At 75.0% G+C, this 21,817-nt stretch carries 13 protein-coding genes; 4 read left to right on the plus strand and 9 right to left on the minus strand.

The features are described from left to right. Positions 1-66: 66 nt before the first annotated feature. On the minus strand, positions 67-3,210 hold the full coding sequence (locus AB0I21_RS17410; RefSeq protein WP_360562173.1) for a BTAD domain-containing putative transcriptional regulator: 3,144 nt from the start codon (positions 3,208-3,210) through the stop codon (positions 67-69). Between the two features lie 236 nt (positions 3,211-3,446). On the opposite strand from AB0I21_RS17410, the gene AB0I21_RS17415 reads away from it, so the two are divergent. From AB0I21_RS17415 to AB0I21_RS17425, 3 genes are all read left to right on the plus strand, one after another. Continuing rightward, positions 3,447-5,267, plus strand: coding sequence for a discoidin domain-containing protein (locus tag AB0I21_RS17415; RefSeq protein WP_360562175.1), 1,821 nt, complete (start codon positions 3,447-3,449; stop codon positions 5,265-5,267). A gap of 198 nt (positions 5,268-5,465) precedes the next feature. Further along, positions 5,466-6,449, plus strand: a complete 984-nt coding sequence (locus AB0I21_RS17420; protein WP_360562177.1) for a hypothetical protein — start codon at positions 5,466-5,468, stop codon at positions 6,447-6,449. Between the two features lie 73 nt (positions 6,450-6,522). Further along, a complete protein-coding gene (locus AB0I21_RS17425; protein WP_360562178.1) occupies positions 6,523-8,067 on the plus strand; it encodes an NAD(P)-binding domain-containing protein in 1,545 nt (514 codons plus the stop codon). On the opposite strand, the gene AB0I21_RS17430 is transcribed toward AB0I21_RS17425, so the two are convergent. The 4 genes from AB0I21_RS17430 to AB0I21_RS17445 form a co-directional block, all read right to left on the minus strand. Next, complete coding sequence (locus AB0I21_RS17430; protein WP_344504443.1) at positions 8,051-8,650, minus strand: nitroreductase family protein; 600 nt, start codon at positions 8,648-8,650, stop codon at positions 8,051-8,053. The two genes, AB0I21_RS17425 and AB0I21_RS17430, sit on opposite strands and share 17 nt — an antisense overlap. Positions 8,651-8,796: 146 nt before the next feature. After that, the gene (locus AB0I21_RS17435; protein WP_360562180.1) at positions 8,797-9,960 is read right to left on the minus strand and encodes a glutamate--cysteine ligase; all 1,164 of its coding nucleotides are present in this window, start codon (positions 9,958-9,960) and stop codon (positions 8,797-8,799) included. Between the two features lie 11 nt (positions 9,961-9,971). After that, positions 9,972-11,135, minus strand: a complete 1,164-nt coding sequence (locus AB0I21_RS17440) for a M20/M25/M40 family metallo-hydrolase (protein ID WP_360562181.1) — start codon at positions 11,133-11,135, stop codon at positions 9,972-9,974. 47 nt (positions 11,136-11,182) lie between these two features. Next, positions 11,183-11,740, minus strand: coding sequence for a carboxymuconolactone decarboxylase family protein (locus tag AB0I21_RS17445; RefSeq protein ID WP_360562183.1), 558 nt, complete (start codon positions 11,738-11,740; stop codon positions 11,183-11,185). 106 nt (positions 11,741-11,846) lie between these two features. Between AB0I21_RS17445 and AB0I21_RS17450 the strand changes: the two genes are divergently transcribed. Continuing rightward, positions 11,847-12,758: a carbohydrate kinase family protein gene (locus tag AB0I21_RS17450; protein ID WP_360562185.1), complete on the plus strand. Its 912-nt coding sequence runs from the start codon at positions 11,847-11,849 to the stop codon at positions 12,756-12,758. A 146-nt stretch (positions 12,759-12,904) separates the two neighbouring features. On the opposite strand, the gene AB0I21_RS17455 is transcribed toward AB0I21_RS17450, so the two are convergent. The 4 genes from AB0I21_RS17455 to AB0I21_RS17470 all read right to left on the minus strand — a co-directional run bounded on the left by AB0I21_RS17455 (position 12,905) and on the right by AB0I21_RS17470 (position 21,689). After that, positions 12,905-15,799 (minus strand): hypothetical protein, encoded by a 2,895-nt coding sequence (locus AB0I21_RS17455; protein ID WP_360562186.1) that lies wholly within the window; start codon positions 15,797-15,799, stop codon positions 12,905-12,907. Continuing rightward, entirely contained in the window at positions 15,796-18,675 is a 2,880-nt protein-coding gene (locus AB0I21_RS17460; protein WP_360562188.1) for a hypothetical protein, read from the minus strand. The genes AB0I21_RS17455 and AB0I21_RS17460 overlap by 4 nt, the downstream gene beginning before the upstream one ends. Positions 18,676-18,690: 15 nt before the next feature. Next, positions 18,691-20,994 (minus strand): EAL domain-containing protein, encoded by a 2,304-nt coding sequence (locus AB0I21_RS17465; RefSeq protein WP_360562190.1) that lies wholly within the window; start codon positions 20,992-20,994, stop codon positions 18,691-18,693. 137 nt (positions 20,995-21,131) lie between these two features. After that, positions 21,132-21,689, minus strand: coding sequence for a DUF4291 domain-containing protein (locus AB0I21_RS17470; RefSeq protein ID WP_360562191.1), 558 nt, complete (start codon positions 21,687-21,689; stop codon positions 21,132-21,134). Positions 21,690-21,817: the final 128 nt, after the last annotated feature.

A 21,817-nucleotide genomic window follows, 5' to 3' on the forward strand; every position in this document is an offset into this window, starting at 1 on the left:
GGGATCCCCCCGGATCGTGTTGGCGGCCTCTCAGCCTGCGCCGCGACGCGGGGCTTTTCAAACCATTTACAGGAGATCAACCGCCGTCTCGATCGACAGGGCGTGACCTCTGGCGACCGCCGCGGCACGCTCCGCGACCGGCAGAGCAGCCTCGGCGTCCGTCGTGAGCGTGGCGACGTGTGGGCGGGTGCGGTCGGGGCCGCCCCGGGTCTTCCGGGCCGCCGTGAGCAGCGTCACGGCCGTGGCCGGGTCACCGCCGAGCAGCAGGACCTCCGCCGCGTCCTCGAGCACGGCTCCGGCGACGGGCCCGTCGAACGCGTCGCGGGCGTGTTCAAGAGCCACCGCGGCCATGGTACGGGCGGCGGCCGTCGCACCTTCCCGGGCGCGCACCACCGCCAGTCCACCGTGGACGGCCGCGAGCAGCTGCGGCGAGGCGCGGTCGGCGCCGAGCACCTCGGCCGCGCGGTCGAACCGCTGCCGGGCGTCGGCGAGCCGGCCGGCCCGCAGCGCCCGGTCGGCGTGCACGTACTCGACGTAGGCGATCCCGTCGGGCAGCCCGACCTTGAGCGCCGTGTGCCGCGCCCGGTCCAGCATCGCCTCCGCCTCCTCCGTGCGGCCGAGCAGCTCGTACAGCTGGGCGAGCCGCACCTCGGCGGGCGGCCGGTCCTCGGCGGCGCCGAGCACGTCGAACAGGCGCAGCCCTTCCTCGATGTGCCCGGCGGCGGTCGCGTAGTCGCCGCGCCGGGCGTGGATCTCGCCGAGGGACTGCAGCGACGCCGCCATCCCCCACCGCTCCCCGATGGCCCGGAACCCGGCGAGCGCGCGGTCGAAGCGCTCGACCGCGGCGTCGTACGGGATGCCGACGTTCATCTCGGCGTGGCACAGCAGCAGCTGCCCGAGGCTCGACAGCCACGGGTCGGGGTCGTCCAGGAGCGCGCCGATGCGGTCGAGGGTGGCCTCGCTCGACCCCTGGCGGAACAGCATCGCGACGGCCTGGAACAGCCGGAACATCGGGTGGTCGCCCTGGTGGGCGAACGCCTCGTCGAACCACTCGTTCACCTGCGAGGCCTCGCCGACGCCGTCGAACCCGTTGACGGCGGCGACCCCGCACGCCATCGCGCGCGCCCCGGGGTCGCACGGCCCGTCGAGCGCGAGGGCGGCGACGGCCAGGGCGCCGCCCTCGACCCGGTGCCCGCGCATCCACCAGTACCAGCTGAGCACCAGCACGAACCGGACGGCAAGGTCGGCGTCCCCGCCGGCGATCGCGCGGCGCAGCGCGCCGTGCAGGTTGTCGTGCTCGGCGGACAGCACGGCGAGGGACTCGAGCTGCCCGGCGGTGCGCAGCGTCGGCTCGAGCCGGTCGGCGAGCGCCAGGAACCAGGTCGCGTGCCGGTGCCGCAGCCGCGCGGTCTCGCCCTGCTCGTCGAGGCGCTGCAGGCCGTAGGCGCGGATCGTCTCCAGCATCCCGTACCGCCCGCCGGTCTCCACCAGCAGCGACTTGTCGACCAGCGCGGCGACCAGCTCGACCGGGTCGCCGAGCGCGCCGTCCGGGTCGCAGACGGCCGCGGCCGCCTCCAGGGTCGCCCCGCCGGGGAAGACGGCGAGCCGGCGCAGCATCACCCGCTCGGGCTCGGTGAGCAGGTCCCAGCTCCAGTCGACGACGGCCCGCAGCGTCTGGTGGCGCGGCAGCGCGGTGCGGCTCCCCCGGGTCAGCAGCCGGAACCGGTCGTCGAGCCGGTCCGCGACCTGCGCCGCGGTCATCGACCGGCAGCGCGCCGCCGCCAGCTCGATCGCGAGGGGCATCCCGTCCAGGGCCCGGCAGATCCGCAAGGCGGATCCGTCCAGCCGGAAGCCCGGTCGTACCGCGGCCGCCCGGTCCGACAGCAGCCGCACCGCCGCCGAGTCCAGCGCGTCCGCGGGCAGCGGCCCGACCGGCAGCAGCACCTCCCCGGTGATGCCGAGCGGCTCCCTGCTCGTGGCGAGCACGCGCAGGTCCGGGCAGTCGCCGAGGAGCCGGTCCGCGAGCGCCGCGGCGGCCTCGACGACGTGCTCACAGTTGTCGAGGATGAGGAGGATCCGCCGGTACGACAGCGCCTCCGCGATCCTCGGCAGTGCCACCGTCGCCCGCCGGACGGGCCCGGCCGCCGCCGACGGGTCCCGCATGCCCAGCCCGGTCCACACCGCCTGCACGACGTCCGCGGGGTCCGTGACGTTGGCCAGCTCGACGATCCACACCCCGTCCCGCGGCGCGGCGGCCCGCCCGGCCTCGGTCGCCAGCCGCGTCTTGCCCGCTCCCCCGGGCCCGACCAGCGTCACCAGCCGCGCCGTGGCGAGCGTGTCCCGCAGCGCTCGCAGCTCCTCCGCCCGCCCGACGAAGCTGGTCAGCGGCGCCCGCAGGTTCCCCACCCCGGTCGCCGCGGACTCCTCCGGCGCGGCCTCCCCCGGCGTCTCCGGCGGCCCCGGCAACTCCGCCACGTGGTGGCCGGGTGGGGCGCTGCGGAGGATCGTCAGGTAGGTGGAGGTCAGCGCCGGGGACGGGTCGGCGCCCAGCTCCTCGGCGAGGGTCTCGCGGCAGCGGGTGTAGGCGCGCAGCGCGTCGGCGGTGCGGCCCTCGGCGTGCAGGGCGCGCATCAGCAGGTCGACGAGGCGCTCCCGGAGCGGGTGGGCGGCAACGGCGGCCTCCAGGTCGGCCACGACGCGGCGGCCGAGGGCCAGCTCGGCGGCGGTCCGGTCCTCCGTCGCGGCCAGGCGCAGCTCGTCGAGCGTGGCCCGCCGGGCGAGCACGAGCGGCGCCTCCCCCGCGTCCTCGAGCGCCGGGCCCCGCCACAGCGCCTCCGCGTCGCGGAACAGGCGCACCGCGGCGGCCGGGTCCTCGGCCAGCAGCGTCCTGGCCCGCTCGACCAGGTCGGCGAACAGGAGGTGGTCGACGTCGCGGGGGTCGACGTCGAGCTGGTAGCCGGAAGGGCGGGCGAGCAGCATCCCGTCAGGCAGGATCCGGCGCAGCCGGGACACGAGGGACTGCAGGGCGTTGGTGGCGTCGCCCGGCGGGGTGCCGCCCCAGATGCCGTCGGCGAGGCGGGCGCCGGTGACCGGCCGCCCGGCGTCCAGCGCGAGCAGCGTGACCAGCATCCGCAGCCGCGCACCGCCGATCTCGACGGGCGCGCCGGACGTGGCCCGCACCTCGAGCGGCCCCAGCACCCCGATCCGCACGTCCCCGATTGTGCCCCGCCGCGCGCAGAACGAGGGTTTCCACCCGGCGCCGCGCGTTGTACGGTGCCGGGAGAGCGCTCTCTCAGCTTCACCGCATCGACCGTGGCCAATCACACGGTCCGCGTCCACCCGCCCGGACGTCCCGGCACCGCCCGCCGACCCGCCATCGGCCGCATCGTCGCGCCCATCGGCAGGACTCCGCCGCTCGTGGACACCCCCGCCTGAGGAGATTCCGCATGAACGACCCGCACGAAGTGCACACACCACCGCACGCGCCCGCCCCGAAGCGCCGCTTCCGCGGGTGGGTCGCCGCCGGTACCGCCGCCGCCACAGCCGCCGCCACAGTCGCCCTGGTGGCGATCATCGCCGTCGCGAACGCCGCGACCACCGCCGGCACCGCGCAGGCCCCGGCGGCGGCCGTGCCCGCGCCACCGGCAGGCTTCACGCTGACCTGGAGCGACGACTTCGGCGCCGCCGCCGGCACCGGCGTCAACACCGCCAACTGGAAGTACGACACCGGGCCGGGCAGCAGCTTCGGCACCGGCGAGATCGAGACGATGACCAGCAGCACCGCCAACGTGTTCCACGACGGCAACGGTCACCTGGCGCTGCGGGCGCTGCACTCGGGGACCGACCCGCGGGCCGGCTGGACGTCGGGGCGGATCGAGACGCAGGCCGCGACGTTCGGCGCCGAGCCCGGCGGCGTCGTGCGGATGGAGTCCTCGCTCCAGCAGCCGGACGTGACGACCGCGAACGGCGCCGGCTACTGGCCCGCGTTCTGGATGCTCGGCTCCACGCTGCGGACCGGGACCAGCTGGCCGACCAGCGGCGAGATCGACATCATGGAGGACATCAACGGGCGCAGCTCGACGTTCGGCACGCTGCACTGCGGGGTCAACCCGGGCGGGCCGTGCAACGAGTCGACCGGGCTCGGCAGCGGCGAGCGGCCGTGCGCCGGCTGCCAGACCGGCTACCACACGTACGCGGTGGAGATCGACCGGTCGAAGTCGCCGGAGGAGATCCGCTGGTACCTGGACGGCGCGCTGTACTTCACCCTGCCGGCCACCCGGGTCGACGCCACGACCTGGGCCAACGCGGTGCACCACCCGTTCTTCATCATCTACGACCTGGCGATCGGCGGCGGCTTCCCCGACGCGTTCGGCGGCGGGCCCAACGCCGCCACGGTCTCCGGCGGGCAGCTGAACATCGACTGGGTCGCCGTCTACAACAAGGGCCCCGGCACCGTGCCGCCGACGAACAACGTCGCGCTGGGCAAGCCGACCACGGCGTCCTCGAACGAGGGCGGGGCGGGCTGCCCGGCCTGCGCCACCGACGGCAACCTGAACACCCGCTGGTCGAGCGCCTTCAGCGACCCGCAATGGCTGCAGGTGGACCTGGGCCAGACGTACAACATCACCAACGTCGCCCTCAACTGGGAGGCGGCGTACGGCAAGGCGTACAAGATCCAGACCTCCAACGACCAGCTGACGTGGGTCGACATCGCCGCGACCACGACGGGCGACGGCGGCACCGACGTCTGGAACGTCAACGGCTCCGGCCGGTACGTGCGTATGTACGGCACACAGCGCGGCACCGCGTACGGCTACTCGCTGTGGGAGCTGTCGGTCAACGGCACGCCGGGCAGCAACACCGGCGGGACCCTGGTCTCGCAGGGCAGGCCGACGACCGCCTCGTCGACGGAGAACGCCGGCACCGCCGCGGCGAACGCCACCGACGGCAGCGGCACCACCCGCTGGTCGAGCGCGTTCAGCGACCCGCAGTGGCTGCAAGTCGACCTCGGCGCCGTCATGAACGTCAACAAGGTCGTGCTGAACTGGGAGGCCGCCTACGCGAAGGCGTTCCAGGTGCAGACGTCCACCGACGGCACCACCTGGACGACGGCCTACTCCACGACGACGGGCACGGGCGGCGTGCAGACGATCAGCGTGAACGGGTCCGGCCGCTATGTCCGCGTCCTCGGCACCCAGCGCGCGACGAACTACGGCTACTCGTTGTTCGAGTTCCAGGTGTACGCCATGACCTGCTGCACCCCGTAGCAACCCCGCGCGTGTCGGCCGGCCGGTCACCTGAATCCGGCCGGCCGCACGTCGCGGACGGCGCAGTATCACGGGATGTGCCCGACCCGTGGCACGGCAACCGGATCGAACCGGTCCGGGACCGTGCCCGCCACCTGCCCGCAACGACCGGCCGTGACGCTTGCCCCTCACGCACAACGGCGGGCACGGAGGTCGGGCATGGCACGGAAGTTGTGGGCGGTGGCCGCGGCGCTGACGGTCGGGCTGACCCTCGCCCCGACCGCGGCGTCCGCCGCCACGAACAAGCCCGCCACGAACAAGCCCGCGACGAACAAGCCCGCCACGAACAAGCCCGCCGCCACGAAACCGGCCGCCGCGAAACCGGCCGCGACGAAGCCGGCCGCCGCAATGCCGGCCACGACGGTCACGAAGACCACGACCGATTCGAAGGCGAAGACCATGGCCAACTCCCGGGCGATGTGGTTGTGGTCGCAGGCCGATCCGGCGGCCGTCGTGCCGTGGGCCACCGGCCAGCGCATCACGGAGATCTTCGTGGCGGTGCCGTGGCAGCCGACCGCCGCGCAGCTCGCCCGGCTGAAGGACCTGCGGACCCGCACGCGCGCCGCCGGCATCCGGCTCTCCGCCCTCGGCGGCGACCCGTCCTGGGCCCTCGACCCCGCGTCGGCCGTCGCCTGGCGCGAGCGGGCCACGGCGACCGGCCTCTTCGACGGGATCCACCTGGACGTCGAGCCGTACCTGCTGCCGGGCTGGACCACCGACCAGCCGCGGATCGTCGCCGGTTACCTGGCGATGCTCGACGCGGTCCGCACCGCCGGCCCGGAGCCGCTCGACGCGGACGTGCCCTTCTGGCTCGCGACCGTGCCCGCGGGCAAGGGCAATCTCGCCGACGCCGTCATCGCGAGGGTGCACGCGATCACGGTCATGTCGTACCGCGACAGCGCGGCGGGCGTCGTCGGCGTCGGCGCGGACCTGCTCGCCCGCGGGCAGAGCGCCGGCCGCCCGGTCCGCCTCGCCGCGGAGACCCGGCCCCTGGCCGACTGCGCCTACTGCACGTTCGCCTCGGGCACCCGGTCCGCCCTGTCCACCGCATTGTCCACAGTGGACACCGAGGCGGCGCGGTACACCTCCTTCAACGGCATCGCGATCCATGACTACGACAGCTGGTCGAGCATGGCCGCATGAGCCTTGACACGTGTCGCCCTCCGCCGCCAAGGTCGGTGCAACGCATCGCCGTCGATCTGCGGAAGGGCTACGGATGGCCAGCAGCGAGCACAGGTACGTCATCGTCGGGGCGGGACCCGCCGGAGTTCAACTGAGCTACTACCTGCAGCAGCACGGTGCCGACTACCTGACACTCGAGAGCGGAGACGCACCGGGCGGGTTCTTCACCAAGTTCCCCCGGCACCGGCGGCTCATCTCGCTCAACAAGGTGCACACCGACAGCACCGACCCGGAGATCCGGCTGCGGTGGGACTGGAACTCCCTGCTCAACGACGACCCGGAGCTGCTGTTCCCGAAGTTCAGCGAGGAGTACCTGCCGGCGGCCGACGACCTGGTCGGCTACCTCGCGGAGTTCCAGCGGGTGCACCGGCTCAACATCCGGTTCGGCACGACGGTCGAGCGGATCACCAAGACGGGTGACGGGTTCACGGTGCGCACGGCGCAGGGTGACGTGCGCGCGGCGTGCGTGATCGTCGCGGCCGGCTGGGGAGCGCCGTTCGTGCCCGCCATCAAGGGCATCGAGCACGCCGTCGGGTACGAGGACATGGACATCGACCCGAAGGCGTACGACAACCAGCGGGTGCTGATCATCGGCAAGGGCAACTCGGCGTTCGAGACCGCGTCGGCGATCCTCGGGCGCGCGTCGATGGTGCACCTCGCCAGCCGGCAGCCGCTGCGGCTCGCGTGGAACACCAAGCATCCCGGGGACGTCCGCGGGCAGTACGGGGCGATCCTCGACAGCTACCAGTTCAAGACGCTGCACTCGGTGCTGGACTGCACGATCGACGAGATCCGTCCCGTCGACGGGCGCTTCCAGGTGTCGATCACGTACACGCACGCCCAGGGCGAGACCGCGGTCCTCGACTACCACACGGTGCTGCGCTGCACCGGCTTCCAGATGGACACCGGCATCTTCGACGAGACCACGAGCCCGCAGATGATCCGCGACGGGCGGATGCCCGGGCTGCGCCCCGACTGGCAGTCCAGCAACGTCAACGGCCTGTACTTCGCCGGCACCATCGCGCAGGCGCGGGACGTGAAGCACGCGTCGTCGCCGTTCATCGACGGCTTCCGGTACAACCTGCGGACCTTCACCCGGATCCTGCGGGAGCGCTACGAGGGCGTGCCGCTGCCCCGCACGGCGACGCCGGCCGACCCCGGGTCGCTGGCGGAGCTGATGCTCGACCGGGTCAACTGGAGCTCGGCGCTGTGGACCCAGTTCGAGTACCTGTGCGACGTCTTCGTCCGCGACGAGGACACCGGCGACTTCCACCACTACGAGGACCTGCCCGAGGACTACGCCGTGGACCGGTTCGCCGACGCCCGGCACTGGTACACGCTCGCGCTGCGCTGGGGGCGGGACGACTACGGCGACGTCTTCGCCATCGAGCGCCACCCCACCCCCGACCGGGCCAGGGAGAGCGCCTTCATCCACCCGGTGATCCGCCGGTACCGCGGCACGGAGCTGGCCGCCGAGCAGCACCTGCTGGAGGACCTCCTCGCGGAGTGGCGGCGCCCCGACCGGCACGTCGAGCCGCTCGTTGACTTCCTGGCCAAGGACTTCACCAGCGGACCATGACCTCCTCGAGGGGTTTGCGGGTCAGGTCCGGGACGCGGGCGTCCGGCGCGGGGTAGCCGACAGGCATCACCACGTACGGGCGCTCCTCCGGCGGGCGCTCGCACACCTCGTTGAGGAACCGCATCGGGCTGGGCGTGTGCGTCAGGGTGACCAGGCCGGCGTGGTGCAGCGCGGTGATCAGCAGGCCGACCGCGATGCCGACGGACTCCTTGACGTAGTACGGCTTCGGGCTGTGCGGTCCCCGGTGCACCTCGAACACGACGATGACGGCGGGTGCGGTCTCCAGGAACGGCTTGTGCCAGTCGGTGCCGAGCGCGGAGAGCGCACCCAGCCACTCCTGCGGGGCGCGCCGCTCGTAGAACTCGCGCTCCTCCGCCTCCGCCGCCTCGCGCAGCCGGCGCTTGCGGGCCGGGTCCGTCAGCACGACGAACCGCCACGGCTGCACGTTCGCGCCGCTGGGCGCGGTCGAGGCGGCGCGGATCGCGGCCTCGATCACCCCGTCCGGCACCGGGTCTGCGGCGAAGTCCCGCACGGAACGGCGCTGCGCCATCCGCTCCGCGAACACCTCCGCCGCGCGGACCATGTCCGCCGGTGGCCTGCGGTCGTGCCGGATCGGGACGGTGGCGAGCAGTTCTGCGTCGGTCACCTGTGGCCTCCCTGCGAGGGTCGGCCGGTCGCCCAGGCGGCGCCCGGCCCCTCCAGCGTCGCGGAGGCCGGTGCGGTTCGTCGCTATGCGGACGTGCTCTCTTCGACTGTCATCGATGCCAGGGGTGCGCCGGGGGCGGTGTGGGCGACGAGCTCGTCGACGACGTCGGTGAGCCGGTCGCGCCGCGCCGCGGCGGCGCGCTGACGGGTGGCGCCGTCGCCGCCGGTGGCGAGCCGCGCCAGCCAGTCCTCGACCCGCGGGCGGTCGCCCGCCTCGTCCAGCGCCGGCCGGGCGAGCGCCGCCAGCCGCTCGGCCAGCGCCGCCGCGGGCAGCAGCCGCCCGGTGGCGACGTCGACGCCGTGGCCGCCCATCCCGTCGCGGGCGGCCCGCCAGTACGACAGCCGCAACAGCTCAGCGAGCGGCCTCGGCCCCTCGTCGCCCTTGTCCACGGCGTCACCGGCGACGACGACGAGCGCGCGCACCAGCGCCGCGAGCGCCGCGGACTCGTCGGCGGTGACGGGCACGTCGGACACCCGGACCTCCAGGGTCGGGTGGTTCGCCGACAGCCGCAGGTCCCAGAAGATCGTGCCCCGGTCGACCAGCGCACCCGCGTCGAGCAGCATGTCCACGTGGTCGTCGTACTGGCGGGCGGAGGTCAGGAACGGCGGCGGCCCGGCCACGGGCCAGCGCCCCCACGTCACGCTGCGCCAGCTCGCGTAGCCGGTGTCCCGCTCGGCCCAGTACGGCGAGTTGGCCGTGAGCGCGATCAGCACCGGCAGGTGCGGGCGCAGGTGGTTGCCGATCAGCACGGCGCGGTCCCGGTCGGGCTCCTCCACGTGGACGTGGACGGCGCAGATCGCGAGCTCGTCGTGCAGCCCGCGGAAGGTGGCGTTGCCGCGGTCCTGGCGGGGCCCCTCGGTGATGGGCGGCGGCACGGCCCGGCCGAGCACGGGCGAGCCGCTCGCGATCACCCGCAGGCCCGCTCGCACGGCCGCGGCCTGCACGGCGGCGCGCCCGCCGGCGAGCTGCGCGGCAAGGTCGTCGACGCTACGGCACGGGTCGGTGCGGGTCTCGACCTGCAGCTTGGTGATCTCACCGCCGACCCTGGCGCCGAGGGCGGGGCGGGCCGCGTCGACGACCGTCGCGGCCTCGGGGACCACCTCACCGCTGGCCGCGGCGACGACGAGGAACTCCTCCTCGACGCCGACCAGAGGGACTGACGATGCCGGGCGCTGCGCCGAGGTCATGCCGACGCACGTTACGGGATCCCGCCCGCCGTCGCGGCATCGGCACGCCTGGCCGCGGCGAGCGTTTCGACGAGACCGGCGAGCAGCGCGGCCCGCTCCGGCATGCGGTCCAGGCGGATGTACTCGTCGGCGGCGTGCGCGCCACCGCCGACCGCGCCGAGGCCGTCGAGGGTCGGCACGCCGAGCGCGGCGGTGAAGTTGCCGTCGGACGCGCCGGCCGCGTACGCCCCGGCGAGGTCGGCGATGCCGAGCCGGCGCGCGGTCGACCGGGCCAGGGCCAGCAGCGGGCGGGCGAGCTCCGCCGGCATCGGGTACCGGTTGATCCCGCCGCCCACCGCCAGGGTCGCGTCCGACAGGACCGGGACCAGCCCACGGATGGCGTGGTCGACGCGCTCCAGCTCGTCCCTCGTCCATGCCCGCACGTCGACGGCCAGGCTGGCGCTCTCGGGCACGGTGTTGGTCGTCGTGCCGGCCGACAGCAGGGTGGGCGTGACGGACGTGCCGCCGCTGTCGGCCACGCCGAGCCGGCCCAGCGCGAGGACCTGGTGGGCCACCTCGACCGTCGCGTTGATCCCGCGCTGCGGCTCGACGCCGGCGTGCGCGGCGCGGCCCTGGATGGTGAGGCTGTACACCGAGCCGCCCTTCCTCGCCACCTTCACGTGCCCCTCCGGCGTGGCCGCCTCGCAGACGAGCACCGCGGCGGAGCGCCGCGCCTCGGCCTCGATCAGCGGCCGCGACGTCACCGACCCGGTCTCCTCGTCGCAGGTGAGCAGCACGCCGACCGCCGAGGTGTCCTCGACCAGGCGCAGCGCCGCGAGCATCTGCACGATGCCGCCCTTCATGTCGAGCACGCCGGGACCGGTCGCGATGTCCCCTTGTACGGTGAAGGGCCTGGTCCTGGTCGTGCCGACCGGGAAGACCGTGTCGAAGTGGCCGAGGAGCAGCACCCGCTGATCGGCGGCCGGCCACAGCAGGTGCGGCAGGCCGTCGATCACGACCCGCCGGGCGGGCCGGCCGAGCACCTGCGAGCCCCAGCGGGCGAGCAGGTCGGCACAGGATTCGAGATGGGGCAGCGAGCCCGGCGGCGACTCGCACGCGACGAGCGTGGCCAGCCGGTCGACCATGTCTGCCAGGAGTTGCTGCGCGGATTGGAGCAGGCGGCGTTCACGATCCATTCATCGACGATCGCAGTTGGATCGGGCCCGGTCACCCTTGTGTTTGCTCAGTCCATCGGAATGGCGTTGCCGTAGCCGACCTCGACGATGCGGCGGGCCGACTCGGCGTAGGCGTCGCGGCCCTCGGGCGCGAACGTGCCGAGCCCGTCCACGTACCGGTTGAACATGCAGAACGCGGCGGCGATGAGCACCGTGTCGTGGATCTCCACGTCGGTCGCGCCCTCCGCGCGGGCGGCCTCGACCAGCTCGGTGGTCACCTGGCGGCCGCTGACCTGCACCGCGCCGGCGATGCGCAGCAGCGCCCGCAGCTTGGCCGAGACCGGGGCGGTGTCGAGGTCCGCGCGCACCTGGTCGACGAGCGGGTAGCCCTCGTCCAGCTGCACCGCGGCGAACGCCGAGTGCGACGCGCAGCAGAAGTTGCAGTCGTTGCGCCCGGACACGTAAGCGGCGATCAGCTCCCGCTCTCCGGCCGGCAGCGAGTGCGGTGCGCGCAGCAGCACCTCGGCCAGTTCGTTGAGCGGCTTCGCCGTCTCCGGGCGGAACCGCATCGGTCCGGTGATGCCCGGGAACTGCTTCTCGTCGACCCCGAGATCGATGTGTGCCATGTCGCTCCCCTTCCGGTATTGGCTGTCACGATGCCACTTTCTCCGGCGTCCGTGTTTCTCCGTTCGTGCGGTGCTTCTGTCCACTGTGGACATGGTTGAATGACCCGTGACCTATGACGTCCTGGTGCTCTGCGGCGTGGGGGTGGACACCATCGTCCGCGTCCCCGACCTGGCCATCCCGCCCGGCGACAACCTGCATGTCGACCCCGTCCGCGACTACGTCGCCCACTCCGGCAACGGCGTGGCGCTGGGGTTCCACGCGCTCGGGCTGCGGACGAAGTTCATCGACTTCCTGGGCGACGACCCGCAGGGCGCGCAGATCCTGGCCCGCTACGCGGCCGCCGGCCTCGACTTCGCGCATCTGCCGGCCCCGAACGGCACGCCCCGCAGCGTCAACCTGGTCGACGCCGCCGGCCGCCGGTTCTCGTTCTTCGACCCGCGTCACCCGGCCGACCTCGTCCTGCCGCCGGACGCGTACCTGCCGGCTCTGGCGCAGTCGCGGCACGTGCACATCGCCGCGGGCCGGGCCGCCGCCGCGTTCGCCGAGGCCCACCGGCTGGGCATCACGACCTCGACCGACATCCACGCGTGGGACGGCACGTCCGAATGGGGCCTGACCCTGTCCCGCGAGGCCGACCTGGTGTTCCTTAGCGCCGAGGCCGCCCCGGACCGGATCGACGACCTCATGCACACCGTCCTCGACGCGGGCCGGGCGACGCTCGTCGTGGCGACCCGCGGCGCCGACGGCTGCCAGGTGCTCGACCGCGCCGACCGCCGCATCGTCCGCTACCCCGCCGTCACCCCGGACCGCCCGGTCGTCGACAGCAACGGCGCGGGCGACGCCTTCAGCACCGCCTTCATGAGCCGCTGGTTCGCCGGCCGTCCCGTCGCCGAGTGCGCCCTGGCCGGCGCGGTGTCGGGCGCGTACGCCTGCGGCGCCCCCGGCACCCACGAGGACCTCATCACCGCCGCCGGCCTGACCACCCGCCTGTCCGCCCTCGCCGCCCCTCTCACATGATCCGGAAGACTTCGTGCACTCCGGCGCGCACAAGGTCTACCGGATCACGGGAAGCGCCGGCCGGACCGCAACCGCCACCGCGGCTCAGCCGCCACGCCCGTTCCTCGTGATCCGGAAGATGTCGGGTAGCCCTGGGTGCACAAGGTCTACCGGATCACGGAATGCGCAGGCCGCTTCCTTGTGCGGCGCGGGGCACGGGTGCGGGAGGCCGCCGCCTGGGCGGTGAGGCCCGCCACGGCCAGCGCCGCCAGCATCACCCCGACCGTCGCCGCGGGCACGCCGAGCGGCGGCAGGCCGGTGCCCTTCAGCCCGGGCAGCGTGCCGCCGACGGCGAACCACGCGAGCCCCGCCCCCAGCACCCCCGCGACGCCGGCCGCCGCGACGAGGACCAGCACCACGAACGGCTCGACCAGCGTGCCGGTCGAGCGGCGCAGGCCCTGGACGCGCAGGGCGCGCAGGTCGTGGGTGCTGGTGCCGATCGCGGCCACCGCGAGGCCCGCCGCGCCGAGGGCCGCCGACAGCCAGCCGGCCATGAGGTAGAAGCGCAGGCCGAGCGCGGTGCCGCCGGCGGCGAGGGCGGCGCGGGTGTCGGCGACGGTGCGACGGCCGGTGACCGTGAGGCCCTGCGCGCGCAGGGCGTCGACGATGCCCGGCGGCGCGGTCGCCGACAGCCACACCTCGGCGCCGGTGGCGCGGCCGTCGTCCTCGGCGGTGAGGTCGGCGTACTCCAGGTCGACGAGGGCGCCGGCGGTGCCGACGCGGGGCAGGCGGGTGGCGCTGAACTCGGCGACCGGGACGGCCTTGCTGCCGAAGGTCTTGAACTCGGCGTCGGGCAGCGGGGCGGTGGTCGCGACCGGCAGCTCGGCCGGGCCGAAGGCGGGACGCAGCACGCCGGCACCCGGCTGGGAGGTCATCGGCAGGCTGAAGGTGATCCCGTCGGCGCCGCGCACGGCGGTCGCGCCCGGTGCGGTGCGCCACTCGGTCGGCGGCGACGAGTGCAGGGTCACCACGATGGTCGGCCCGACGTACGGCGGCAGCTTCGCGGCGATCTCCACGAGACGGCAGCCGCGCACGCACATGGGGGTTTCGCCGGTGTACGTCTGCCGCCCCAGGACCAGCTTGCCCAGGTCGGCGGTGGCGGTGGGCTGGCCGTCGAGCGGGGCGAGTGTGGCGGTGAGGACGACGTCGGGCCGGTCGAGCACGGAGACGGTGACGTCCAGAGCGATCTTGGCGCCGGTGTGCGTGACCGCCTCGGCGGGTGCCGGCGGGTGCAGCCGCGCGGCCACGTCGGCGACGGGTGGCGCGCCGGCGGGCCACAGCGCGACGGCCGGCAGGCGGGCCGCGTCGACGGCGACGGCACCGGAGTTGTCGTCGGAGTCGCGGATCGGCACCACCGCCATCGCGGACCGCCCGCCGGGATCGGCGGCGCGGACGGCCCGCAGCAGCTGGGTGCGGCTGGTCGCGTCGACGTTGAGGACGACGGGCGCGCCGGTGGCGAGGGCGGCCTGGTCGCGCTGCCGCTGGTCGACGGCGGACGTCGTGCCCGCGGCGAACGCAAGCGACCCGACGGCGAGGGTGAGCAGCGCGAGGAGCCGCGCGCCGACGGGCCGCCGCGCCAGCCGGAACCCGGCGAGGGCCCCGGCGAGCCGGAACCGGCCGGCGGAGGGGCGGCGCAGCACCCTTGCGGCGGCCAGCCCGCTCAGGATCGGCCCGACCCGGCCGGCGAGGACCGCGACCGCGACCAGGACGAGGGCCGGCGCGAGCAGGGCGACGCCGCCGGGCCGGCCGCGGACCTGCGCGACGGCGACGACGGCGGCCACGACGAGGACGCCTTCCAGGGCGAGGCCGCGCCAGCGGGCGGTGTGCCGGTCGACCTGCCGCAGCAGCGCGGACACGGGCGCGGACACGGTGCGCAGCGCGACCGTGAGGGCGACGGCGAGCGCGCCGAGGACGGCGACGGCCGCGTACGGCCAGGCGCCGCGGATCTGCCAGCCGCCGGCGGCGGTGAACCCGAGCGCCGCCCCGATGAGCACCGACAGCAGCGTCTCCCCCGTCGCCAGCCACCACCGGCCGGGGCGGGCCACGCCGCGCAGCGCGATGATGCCGTGCTCGAAGCGGCGGGCCCGGATGACGGTGGACACGGCGAGCGTGATGACGGCCCAGGCGAGCAGCAGCACGGGCGCGACCGCGAACGGGACGGCGGCGCGGACCTCGGCGCGGCGCTCGTCGATGCGGTCGAGCAGCACGTCGAGGTCGGTGTTGAGCCGCGCCTCCTCGGTGCTGCGCTGCTGCGCCTTCCCGGTCCACTCGCGCAGCGCGGGGAGGGTGTCGACGGTGATGGCGCCGGGCAGCGGGTACGCGTCGTAGGACTCCAGCTCCGCCGGCCGCGAGAACGTGTCCAGGGTGCGCCGGTCGACCTGGAACGCGTCGCGCATGCCGCCGGTGCGGCCCCAGTAGGGTTCCCCGGCGTCGCGGGGCTCGACGACACCGACGATCGTGAGCGCGGTCGGCGGCCCGGCGGGCACGTACCGGCTGGACAGCTGGTCGTACCTGGAGCCGGTCAGCGACATGGTGTCGCCGGGGTGCAGGCCGAGCCGGTCTGCGGTGCGCCCGGAGAGGATCGTGTCGCCGGTGCCCATCAGGCAGCGGCCGGCGACGACGCGGACGTGCGCGCAGATGTTCTCGCGGAACACGACGGTGGTGAGCTGCGACGCGGTCGCCATCGCCAGCTCTTCGGGCTGCGCGGGGAACTGGGCGGAGAACACGGTCGCGTAGCCGGGGGCGTCGAGCCAGCCGCCGGCGAGGCTCTGGAACGTCTTGGCCATGCTGCCGCCACCGGAGGACAGCACCTCGCCGGTGATGAGCACGGTCCGCTCGCTGGGCGCGGCGGCGGCCACCTCGGAGCGGACGATCCGGTCGTCGGCGGCGGTGAGGTACGCGGGCGCGGCGAGCGCCCCGGCGGTGGCGAGCGCGGTCAGCAGCATGACGGTCGCGGCCCGTCCCCGCCGCGACCACAGCATCGCCAGCACGAGCCCGATCACCGCGATCCCCTCCCCGCCGCCGGCGCGGCTCGTCGTGCCCGGTCGCCCGAGCGGGACCACAGCGCGGGCGGCAGCAGGACCGCGAAGACGACGACGGCCGCGGCCAGCAGCGCGAGCCACTGCACCGGCGCGACCGGCACCGGCCACCGGTCGGCGAACGGCCGGACCGGTGCCGGGGTGAGCAGGCGGAGCAGGACCGCGGCGGCGAGGCCGACGGGGACCGCGACGAGGACCGGGGCGGCGGCGGTCCATCGGCCGACGGTGCGGGCGGTCGGGGCCGGCAGACCCTGGCGGCGCAGGGCGGTGAGCTCGGCGCCGCGCCGGCGGCGGTCGACGGCGGCGACGACCGCGGCGGTGACGGCGGCGAGCAGCAGCGCGACGGCGCCGCCGACGAGGCCGGCGAGCAGGGTGACGGCCGGGGAGAGCCGGTCGGCGCGGGCCGCGGCCGCGGCGGCGCTGTCGCCGCCGATGATGGTGAGCCCGGCGGCCCGCAGCCGGTCGGGCAGGTCGGCGGGGGCGGACGGGCCGAGCCACACCTCGAGGCGTTCACGGGCGCCGGAGGTGGCGCCGCCGGCCGGGCCGGCGATGTGGGCGGCGTACTCGAGGTCGACGAGCGCGCCCCTGGCGCCGCCGCGCGGGATCGACGTGACGCCGTGCGGGGCCACGGGGATGTCGGCGCCGAAGATCTGCACGCGGGCCAGGTCGTTGTCGTCGGACAGGTCCGGGTCGCCGGCGACGAGGGCGGGCAGCGGGACCGGGGTGTCGACGACGTACAGGCGGTTGTCGCGGGGGCGCTCGCTGGGCGGGTCGGTGTCCAGCAGGCGGAGCCGGCCGTCGCGCTGGGCGGCCTGCACGGTGCTGATGGCCCGGCCCAGCGTCGTCCGCCAGCGGGTCGGGTCGGCGAACGTGGCCCCGTCGACCGCCACCTTGCCGTCGGCGCGCAGCTCCAGCAGGTCGACGGGGCCGCGCTTGATCTCGACGGAGACGATCCGGCAGCCGGCCGCGCACTGCGGCACGGCGACCTCCACGGTGGACTCCACCGCCGGCGGTGGCGGCACGTCCGGGTCGACGGGCACGGCGGGGGGCTCGCCACCCGGCGGCCGGAAGACCGCCGTCACGCGCTCCGCGTCGCCGGCCAGCAGCATGGTCACCGGCGAGCCCGCCGAGACGAAACGCAGCGAGAGCCTGGCCCCGGTCAGCGTCAGCGGCGCGGGCGCCTCGGCGCGCAGCGACGGCAGGTCGACGCCGGTGACCGCGCGCAGGCGGGTGCCGTCGACGGCGATGACCGGGGCGCCGATGCCGGTGCCGATCGCGACCGCCATCGCGTCCCGGCCGCCGGGGTCGGTGGAGCGGACCGTGGCGAGGAGCCGCTCCCGGTCCATCGGCGCGATCCGCAGCACGCGGTCGGCGCCGACCTCGACGGCGGCCCGGTCGGCGCGGGCGGTCGCGGCCCCGGCCCAGTCCTGGGCGGCGACGGCGAGGACGCAGGTGGCGGCCGCGAGCACGGGCACGATCCGGTACGCGGTCCGCCGTCGGCCCAGGGTCAGGCCCGCGAGGGCACCGCCGACGTGCCCCCCGGCGAGGGCGGTCCGGCCGGCGAACCCGGCGAGGGACAGCAGCGCGCGCGTCGCCAGTACACCTGCCGCCAACGCGATCAGGAGCACCGCGGCCTGACCGAGGCCGAACCCGGTGTCGCGCCGCACGTTGGCGGCCGGCTCCGCGGCGAGCTGGAAGACGGCCGCGGCGCCGACCGCGAGGACGCAGATCTCGAGGGTCGCGGCGATCAGCGGGCGGCGGGGCTGCACGACCCGCAGCAGCGCCGGCACGCTCGCCCGGGTCGCCGGCCACTCGGCGGCGACGACGATGACGACCCCGGCGACCAGCGCCGGCCACAGCGCGGGGCGCAGCGCGACCGCCCAGGCGGCGCCGGCCAGCAGCGGCACGAGGCTCTGCCCGGCGGTGCCGGCGAGGATGCGCCACGGCGGCATGCCCCGGATCGCCATGCGGGCGGCGTCGGCGCGGCGTTCCTGCGCCGCGTAGCCGGCCGCGACCGCGATCGCGAGGCCGCCGCACAGCAGCAGCTGCAGCTCGACCAGCAGCAGCCCGCGCCGGACCCCGCGGCGGTCGGCGGCGACGGTCGCGGCGAGCGTGCCCGCGGCCGAGGAGACGTCCACGGACCCGTTGCGCAGGCGGGTGACCATGGCCTCGATCCCGGCCGGGTCGTCGAAGGCCTCGCGGGGCAGCAGGGCGTCGTAGGTGGCGACCGCCGCGCCGCCGGGCTTCGCGACGGTGTTGCGCGTGGTGTACGCGGCGATCCCGTCGAGCCCGGACCAGTACCAGCCGAGCGGGTCGCTGGGCGTGTAGAGCCCGACGAGGGTCAGCGGGACCACGGCGGTGCCGGAGCCGCCGTCCTGCTTGAGCGTGCCGCCGACGGCGAGGTCGAGCTGCCGGGCGACGTCGGGGGCCAGGACGATCTCGCCGTCCTGCTCGACGCAGCGCCCCTGCACCAGGGTGATGTTGTCGCAGAATCCGTCCACGGCCCGCAGCTCCAGCGGCAGGCGCGAGGTGTCGGTGCGCAGGACGCCGGAGTACCGCACGCCGATCAGGGTCCGGTCCGCGGGGACCCGGGTGATCGCCGCCCGGAACCGGCTGACGATGTCGTCGGGTGCGGTGCCGAGGGCGACGGAGGCATGGACGGACAGGGTGCGCTCGACGGGCGTGGCGGCTTCGACCCTGGCGGTGGCGGCGCCGCGCTCCAGGCGCCCGGACACGGCGTCGGCGCCCACGGCCGCGCCCATGGTGACCGCGGCGAGGACGAACATGACGACCGCGGTGGCGCGCCGGGCCCGCAGCGCGGCGAGAATCAGGCCCAACACGTAGAGGACCTTACGTCACACGAGGCTGTTTTCGGGGTCCTGTGCGCCCGGGGGCGCCACCTCGTGCAGCGGGCCGGCGAGCCCGTAGCGGTGGCCTTGGCCGTACCGGCAGCCCAGCGCGGCCATCGTCGCGGCCTGACGGTCGGTTTCGATGCCTTCGGCGACGACGGTCACGCCCATGCCGGCGCAGATCGACACGATGGACCGGCAGATCGCCTCGCTGCGGCCGCCGTCGGCGAGGGTGAAGCTGCGGTCGAGCTTGACCTCGTCGACGGGGATCGCGTGCAGCTGGGCGAGGGCGTTGTACCCGGTGCCGAAGTCGTCGAGGGCGAAGCGCACGCCGAAGCGGCCGAGCCGCCGCACCGCCCCCGCGGCGGCGGACAGGTCGGGCAGCGGCGCGGTCTCGGTGAGCTCCAGCAGCAGCCGGTGCGGGGCGAGCCCGTGGCGCAGCACGGCGGCCCGGACGGTCTCCTCGTGCCCGGGCCGGCCGAGGCGGGCCGCGGACGTGTTGACGTGCACGGCGATGCTCGCCCACGGCCCGCGGAACGCGGCGGCGTCGCGGCAGGCGCGGTCGAGCACGAAGTCGTCGACGAGGCGGATCAGGCCGATCTCCTCGGCGGTGGCGATGAACATGTCGGCGCTCACCGGGCCGAGGCTCGGATGGGTCCAGCGGGCGAGGGCCTCCACGGCGACGACCGTGCCGTCGTTGAGCCGCACGATCGGCTGGTAGTGCACGTCGAGGCCGCGCCCGTCGCGCAGCGTGTCGGCGAGCATCTCGGCGAGGTCGGAGCTGCCGGTGCCGTCGGGGAGGTCGACGCGGTAACGCACGAGGGTGCCCTTGCCCTGGCGCTTGCCGGCGTACATGGCGGCGTCGGCGCGGCGCAGCAGCATGTCGGCGCTGTGCACCGGCCCGTGGGTGCCCGCCTCGACGAGCCCGACCGACGCGGCGACGCCGACCACGGCGCCGTCGAGGTCGAACGGCTCCCGCAGCGCGGCCATGATCCGCTGCGCGGGGACGCCCGGGTCGCCGCCGCCCTCCAGGAGCACCGCGAACTCGTCGCCGCCGACGCGGGCGATGGTGTCCCCGTCGCGCACCGCGCCGCGGAGCCGCTCGGCGACCTGCCGCAGCAGCCGGTCGCCGGCGTGGTGGCCGTAGCGGTCGTTGACGGCCTTGAAGTCGTCGAGGTCCAGGAAGAGCACGGCGAGGGGGCGGTTGTCGCGGTGGTGCAGGGCGAGGGCGTGGTCGAGCCGGTCGTGGAACAGCACCCGGTTGGACAGCCCGGTGAGGCCGTCGTGGAACGCCTGGTGGCTGAGCCTGGCCTGGCTGTCGGAGAGGCGGTCGAGCAGCACCGCGTTCTCGACCAGGGTCACCGCCTGCCGGATGATCAGCAGCGAGATGACCGCCGTCTCGACGGCGATCTCGAAGGCGTCCATCGGCCGGCCCTGCACCAGCTGGATCATGAAGAGGACGCCCGTGCCGGCGACCGGCACGTACGGCAGCAGCAGGTGCCCCCAGCGGTGGTGCGGCCTGCCTGTGGCCGGTGCCTGGTCCGGGCTCGCGCTCTGCGTCGGGGTCAGCGCGGCCACGGCGACGAAGGCCTGGCCGGCGATGAACCCCGCGTCCGCGAGCGGCGGCATGCGCTCCGCGCCGGCGGCGACCAGATAGGCGAACACGCTGTCGGAGAACGACAGGCAGAACAGCCCGATGCCGAGGAACGACAGCTGCCGCCGGTTGGCGGCCGCGGACCTGGCCAGCAGCAGGATCACGATGACGGTGAGCAGCAGGTCGGTGACCGGGTAGGCGATCGCCACCGTGTAGGCGAACGGGGTCGCGGCGCCGGCCCGCACGACCGCGCCGAGCGACGTGGCCCAGGTCAGCACGAACAGCGCGCCGACGACGATGAGCCCGTCCAGGACCATCACCAGCTGCGCGGCGAGCCGCCGGGGCCCACCGCCGCCGGGCCGGTCCACGGCGAGCGCGACCAGGGCCGGCAGCGCGAAGACCGGCAGGGTCAGGTAGCCGGCGTCGGCGAGCGACGGCGAGGGCAGCGCGTCGTCACCGAACAGCTGGTGCCAGGACCAGATGAACTGTCCGATCGACCAGCCGCAGGCGCCCGCGCCCATCCACAGCCGCCAGCTGCGCTGGGCACCGGTGTGCCGCCGGGCGGTGAGCCAGCAGGTGAGGGTCGCGGCCAACCCGGCACCGAACTGCGCCAGGTCGTCGACGAACTGCGACCACCACGGGCCGAGCAGACCAGAGCCACCCAGACCGACGGCCCCGAACACCCCGGCCACGGCGACGGCGAGCGGAACGGACACAGGTCTGCGCGACAATGAACGCATCCTCACCGGAGGTGATCACGACAACACGCCTCCGTACGCTACCTCAACCGTCCATCGTTGAGGTCACGAAACACATCGGGCCGTCCTGCATTGCCACAATGCATGACGGTCCTTCAGTCCGCCCCTATCCGGCGGGCGAGGGCCGGCTCCAGCGGGAACGGCCGCTCCACCGGCAGCAGCCGCTGCGCCTCGGCGGTCCTGCCCCCACGCACCAGCGCGGCGATCTTGTGCACGGCCGGGGTGAGGTCGGTGAGCCCGGTGACCCACTCCTGCGCGTATGTGCGGATCAGCTCCCGCCCGACCCCCACCTGGATGCTGTAGTGGTTGAGCGCCGCACCACGCAGCGACCGCTCCGGATCCCACTGCACGTGGACCCGCGCCCGCGCCAGCTCAGGGTCGCTCGTCAGCACAGCCTCACCAAGCGCCCGCTCCCACCCCGCCCGGCTGATCCGCACCGCGAGGATCCGCTCCTGCCCGGCTTTGCGCGCCCAGTTGCTGCGGTGCATCAACCACAGCAGCGACGGCTTGATCCACGTCATCCTCCCGAACGAGAACGGCGCCACGAACCTCCCCGCCGCCAGCGCCGCGTCGGCGATCGCCCGCGGGTACGCCTGGTAGACCACGATCGTGCTCGCGTCGAAGTCGGCCCGGATCTGGCGCTGCCCGGTCATCACCACCTCCGCCCCCGACGATCGACCCACCACCCCCACCCCAGCAACCCGATTCCCGCCCCGGCCCGCCCCGCCCCGGCCCGCCCCGCCCCGCCCCGCCCCGTCCCGCCCTGCTCCTCGCGACGCCG

Source organism: Dactylosporangium sp. NPDC050588, assembly GCF_040654975.1.
Classification (GTDB): domain Bacteria; phylum Actinomycetota; class Actinomycetes; order Mycobacteriales; family Micromonosporaceae; genus Dactylosporangium; species Dactylosporangium maewongense.

Excerpts from the sequence above, each read along its gene's own strand:
- AB0I21_RS17425 (WP_360562178.1), top strand. The coding sequence starts at position 6,523 with ATGGCCAGCAGCGAGCACAGGTACGTCATCGTCGGGGCGGGACCCGCC.
- AB0I21_RS17435 (WP_360562180.1), bottom strand. The coding sequence starts at position 9,960 with ATGACCTCGGCGCAGCGCCCGGCATCGTCAGTCCCTCTGGTCGGCGTC.
- AB0I21_RS17430 (WP_344504443.1), bottom strand. The coding sequence starts at position 8,650 with ATGGTCCGCGCGGCGGAGGTGTTCGCGGAGCGGATGGCGCAGCGCCGT.
- AB0I21_RS17420 (WP_360562177.1), top strand. The coding sequence starts at position 5,466 with ATGGCACGGAAGTTGTGGGCGGTGGCCGCGGCGCTGACGGTCGGGCTG.
- AB0I21_RS17470 (WP_360562191.1), bottom strand. The coding sequence starts at position 21,689 with ATGACCGGGCAGCGCCAGATCCGGGCCGACTTCGACGCGAGCACGATC.
- AB0I21_RS17415 (WP_360562175.1), top strand. The coding sequence starts at position 3,447 with ATGAACGACCCGCACGAAGTGCACACACCACCGCACGCGCCCGCCCCG.
- AB0I21_RS17440 (WP_360562181.1), bottom strand. The coding sequence starts at position 11,135 with ATGGATCGTGAACGCCGCCTGCTCCAATCCGCGCAGCAACTCCTGGCA.
- AB0I21_RS17445 (WP_360562183.1), bottom strand. The coding sequence starts at position 11,740 with ATGGCACACATCGATCTCGGGGTCGACGAGAAGCAGTTCCCGGGCATC.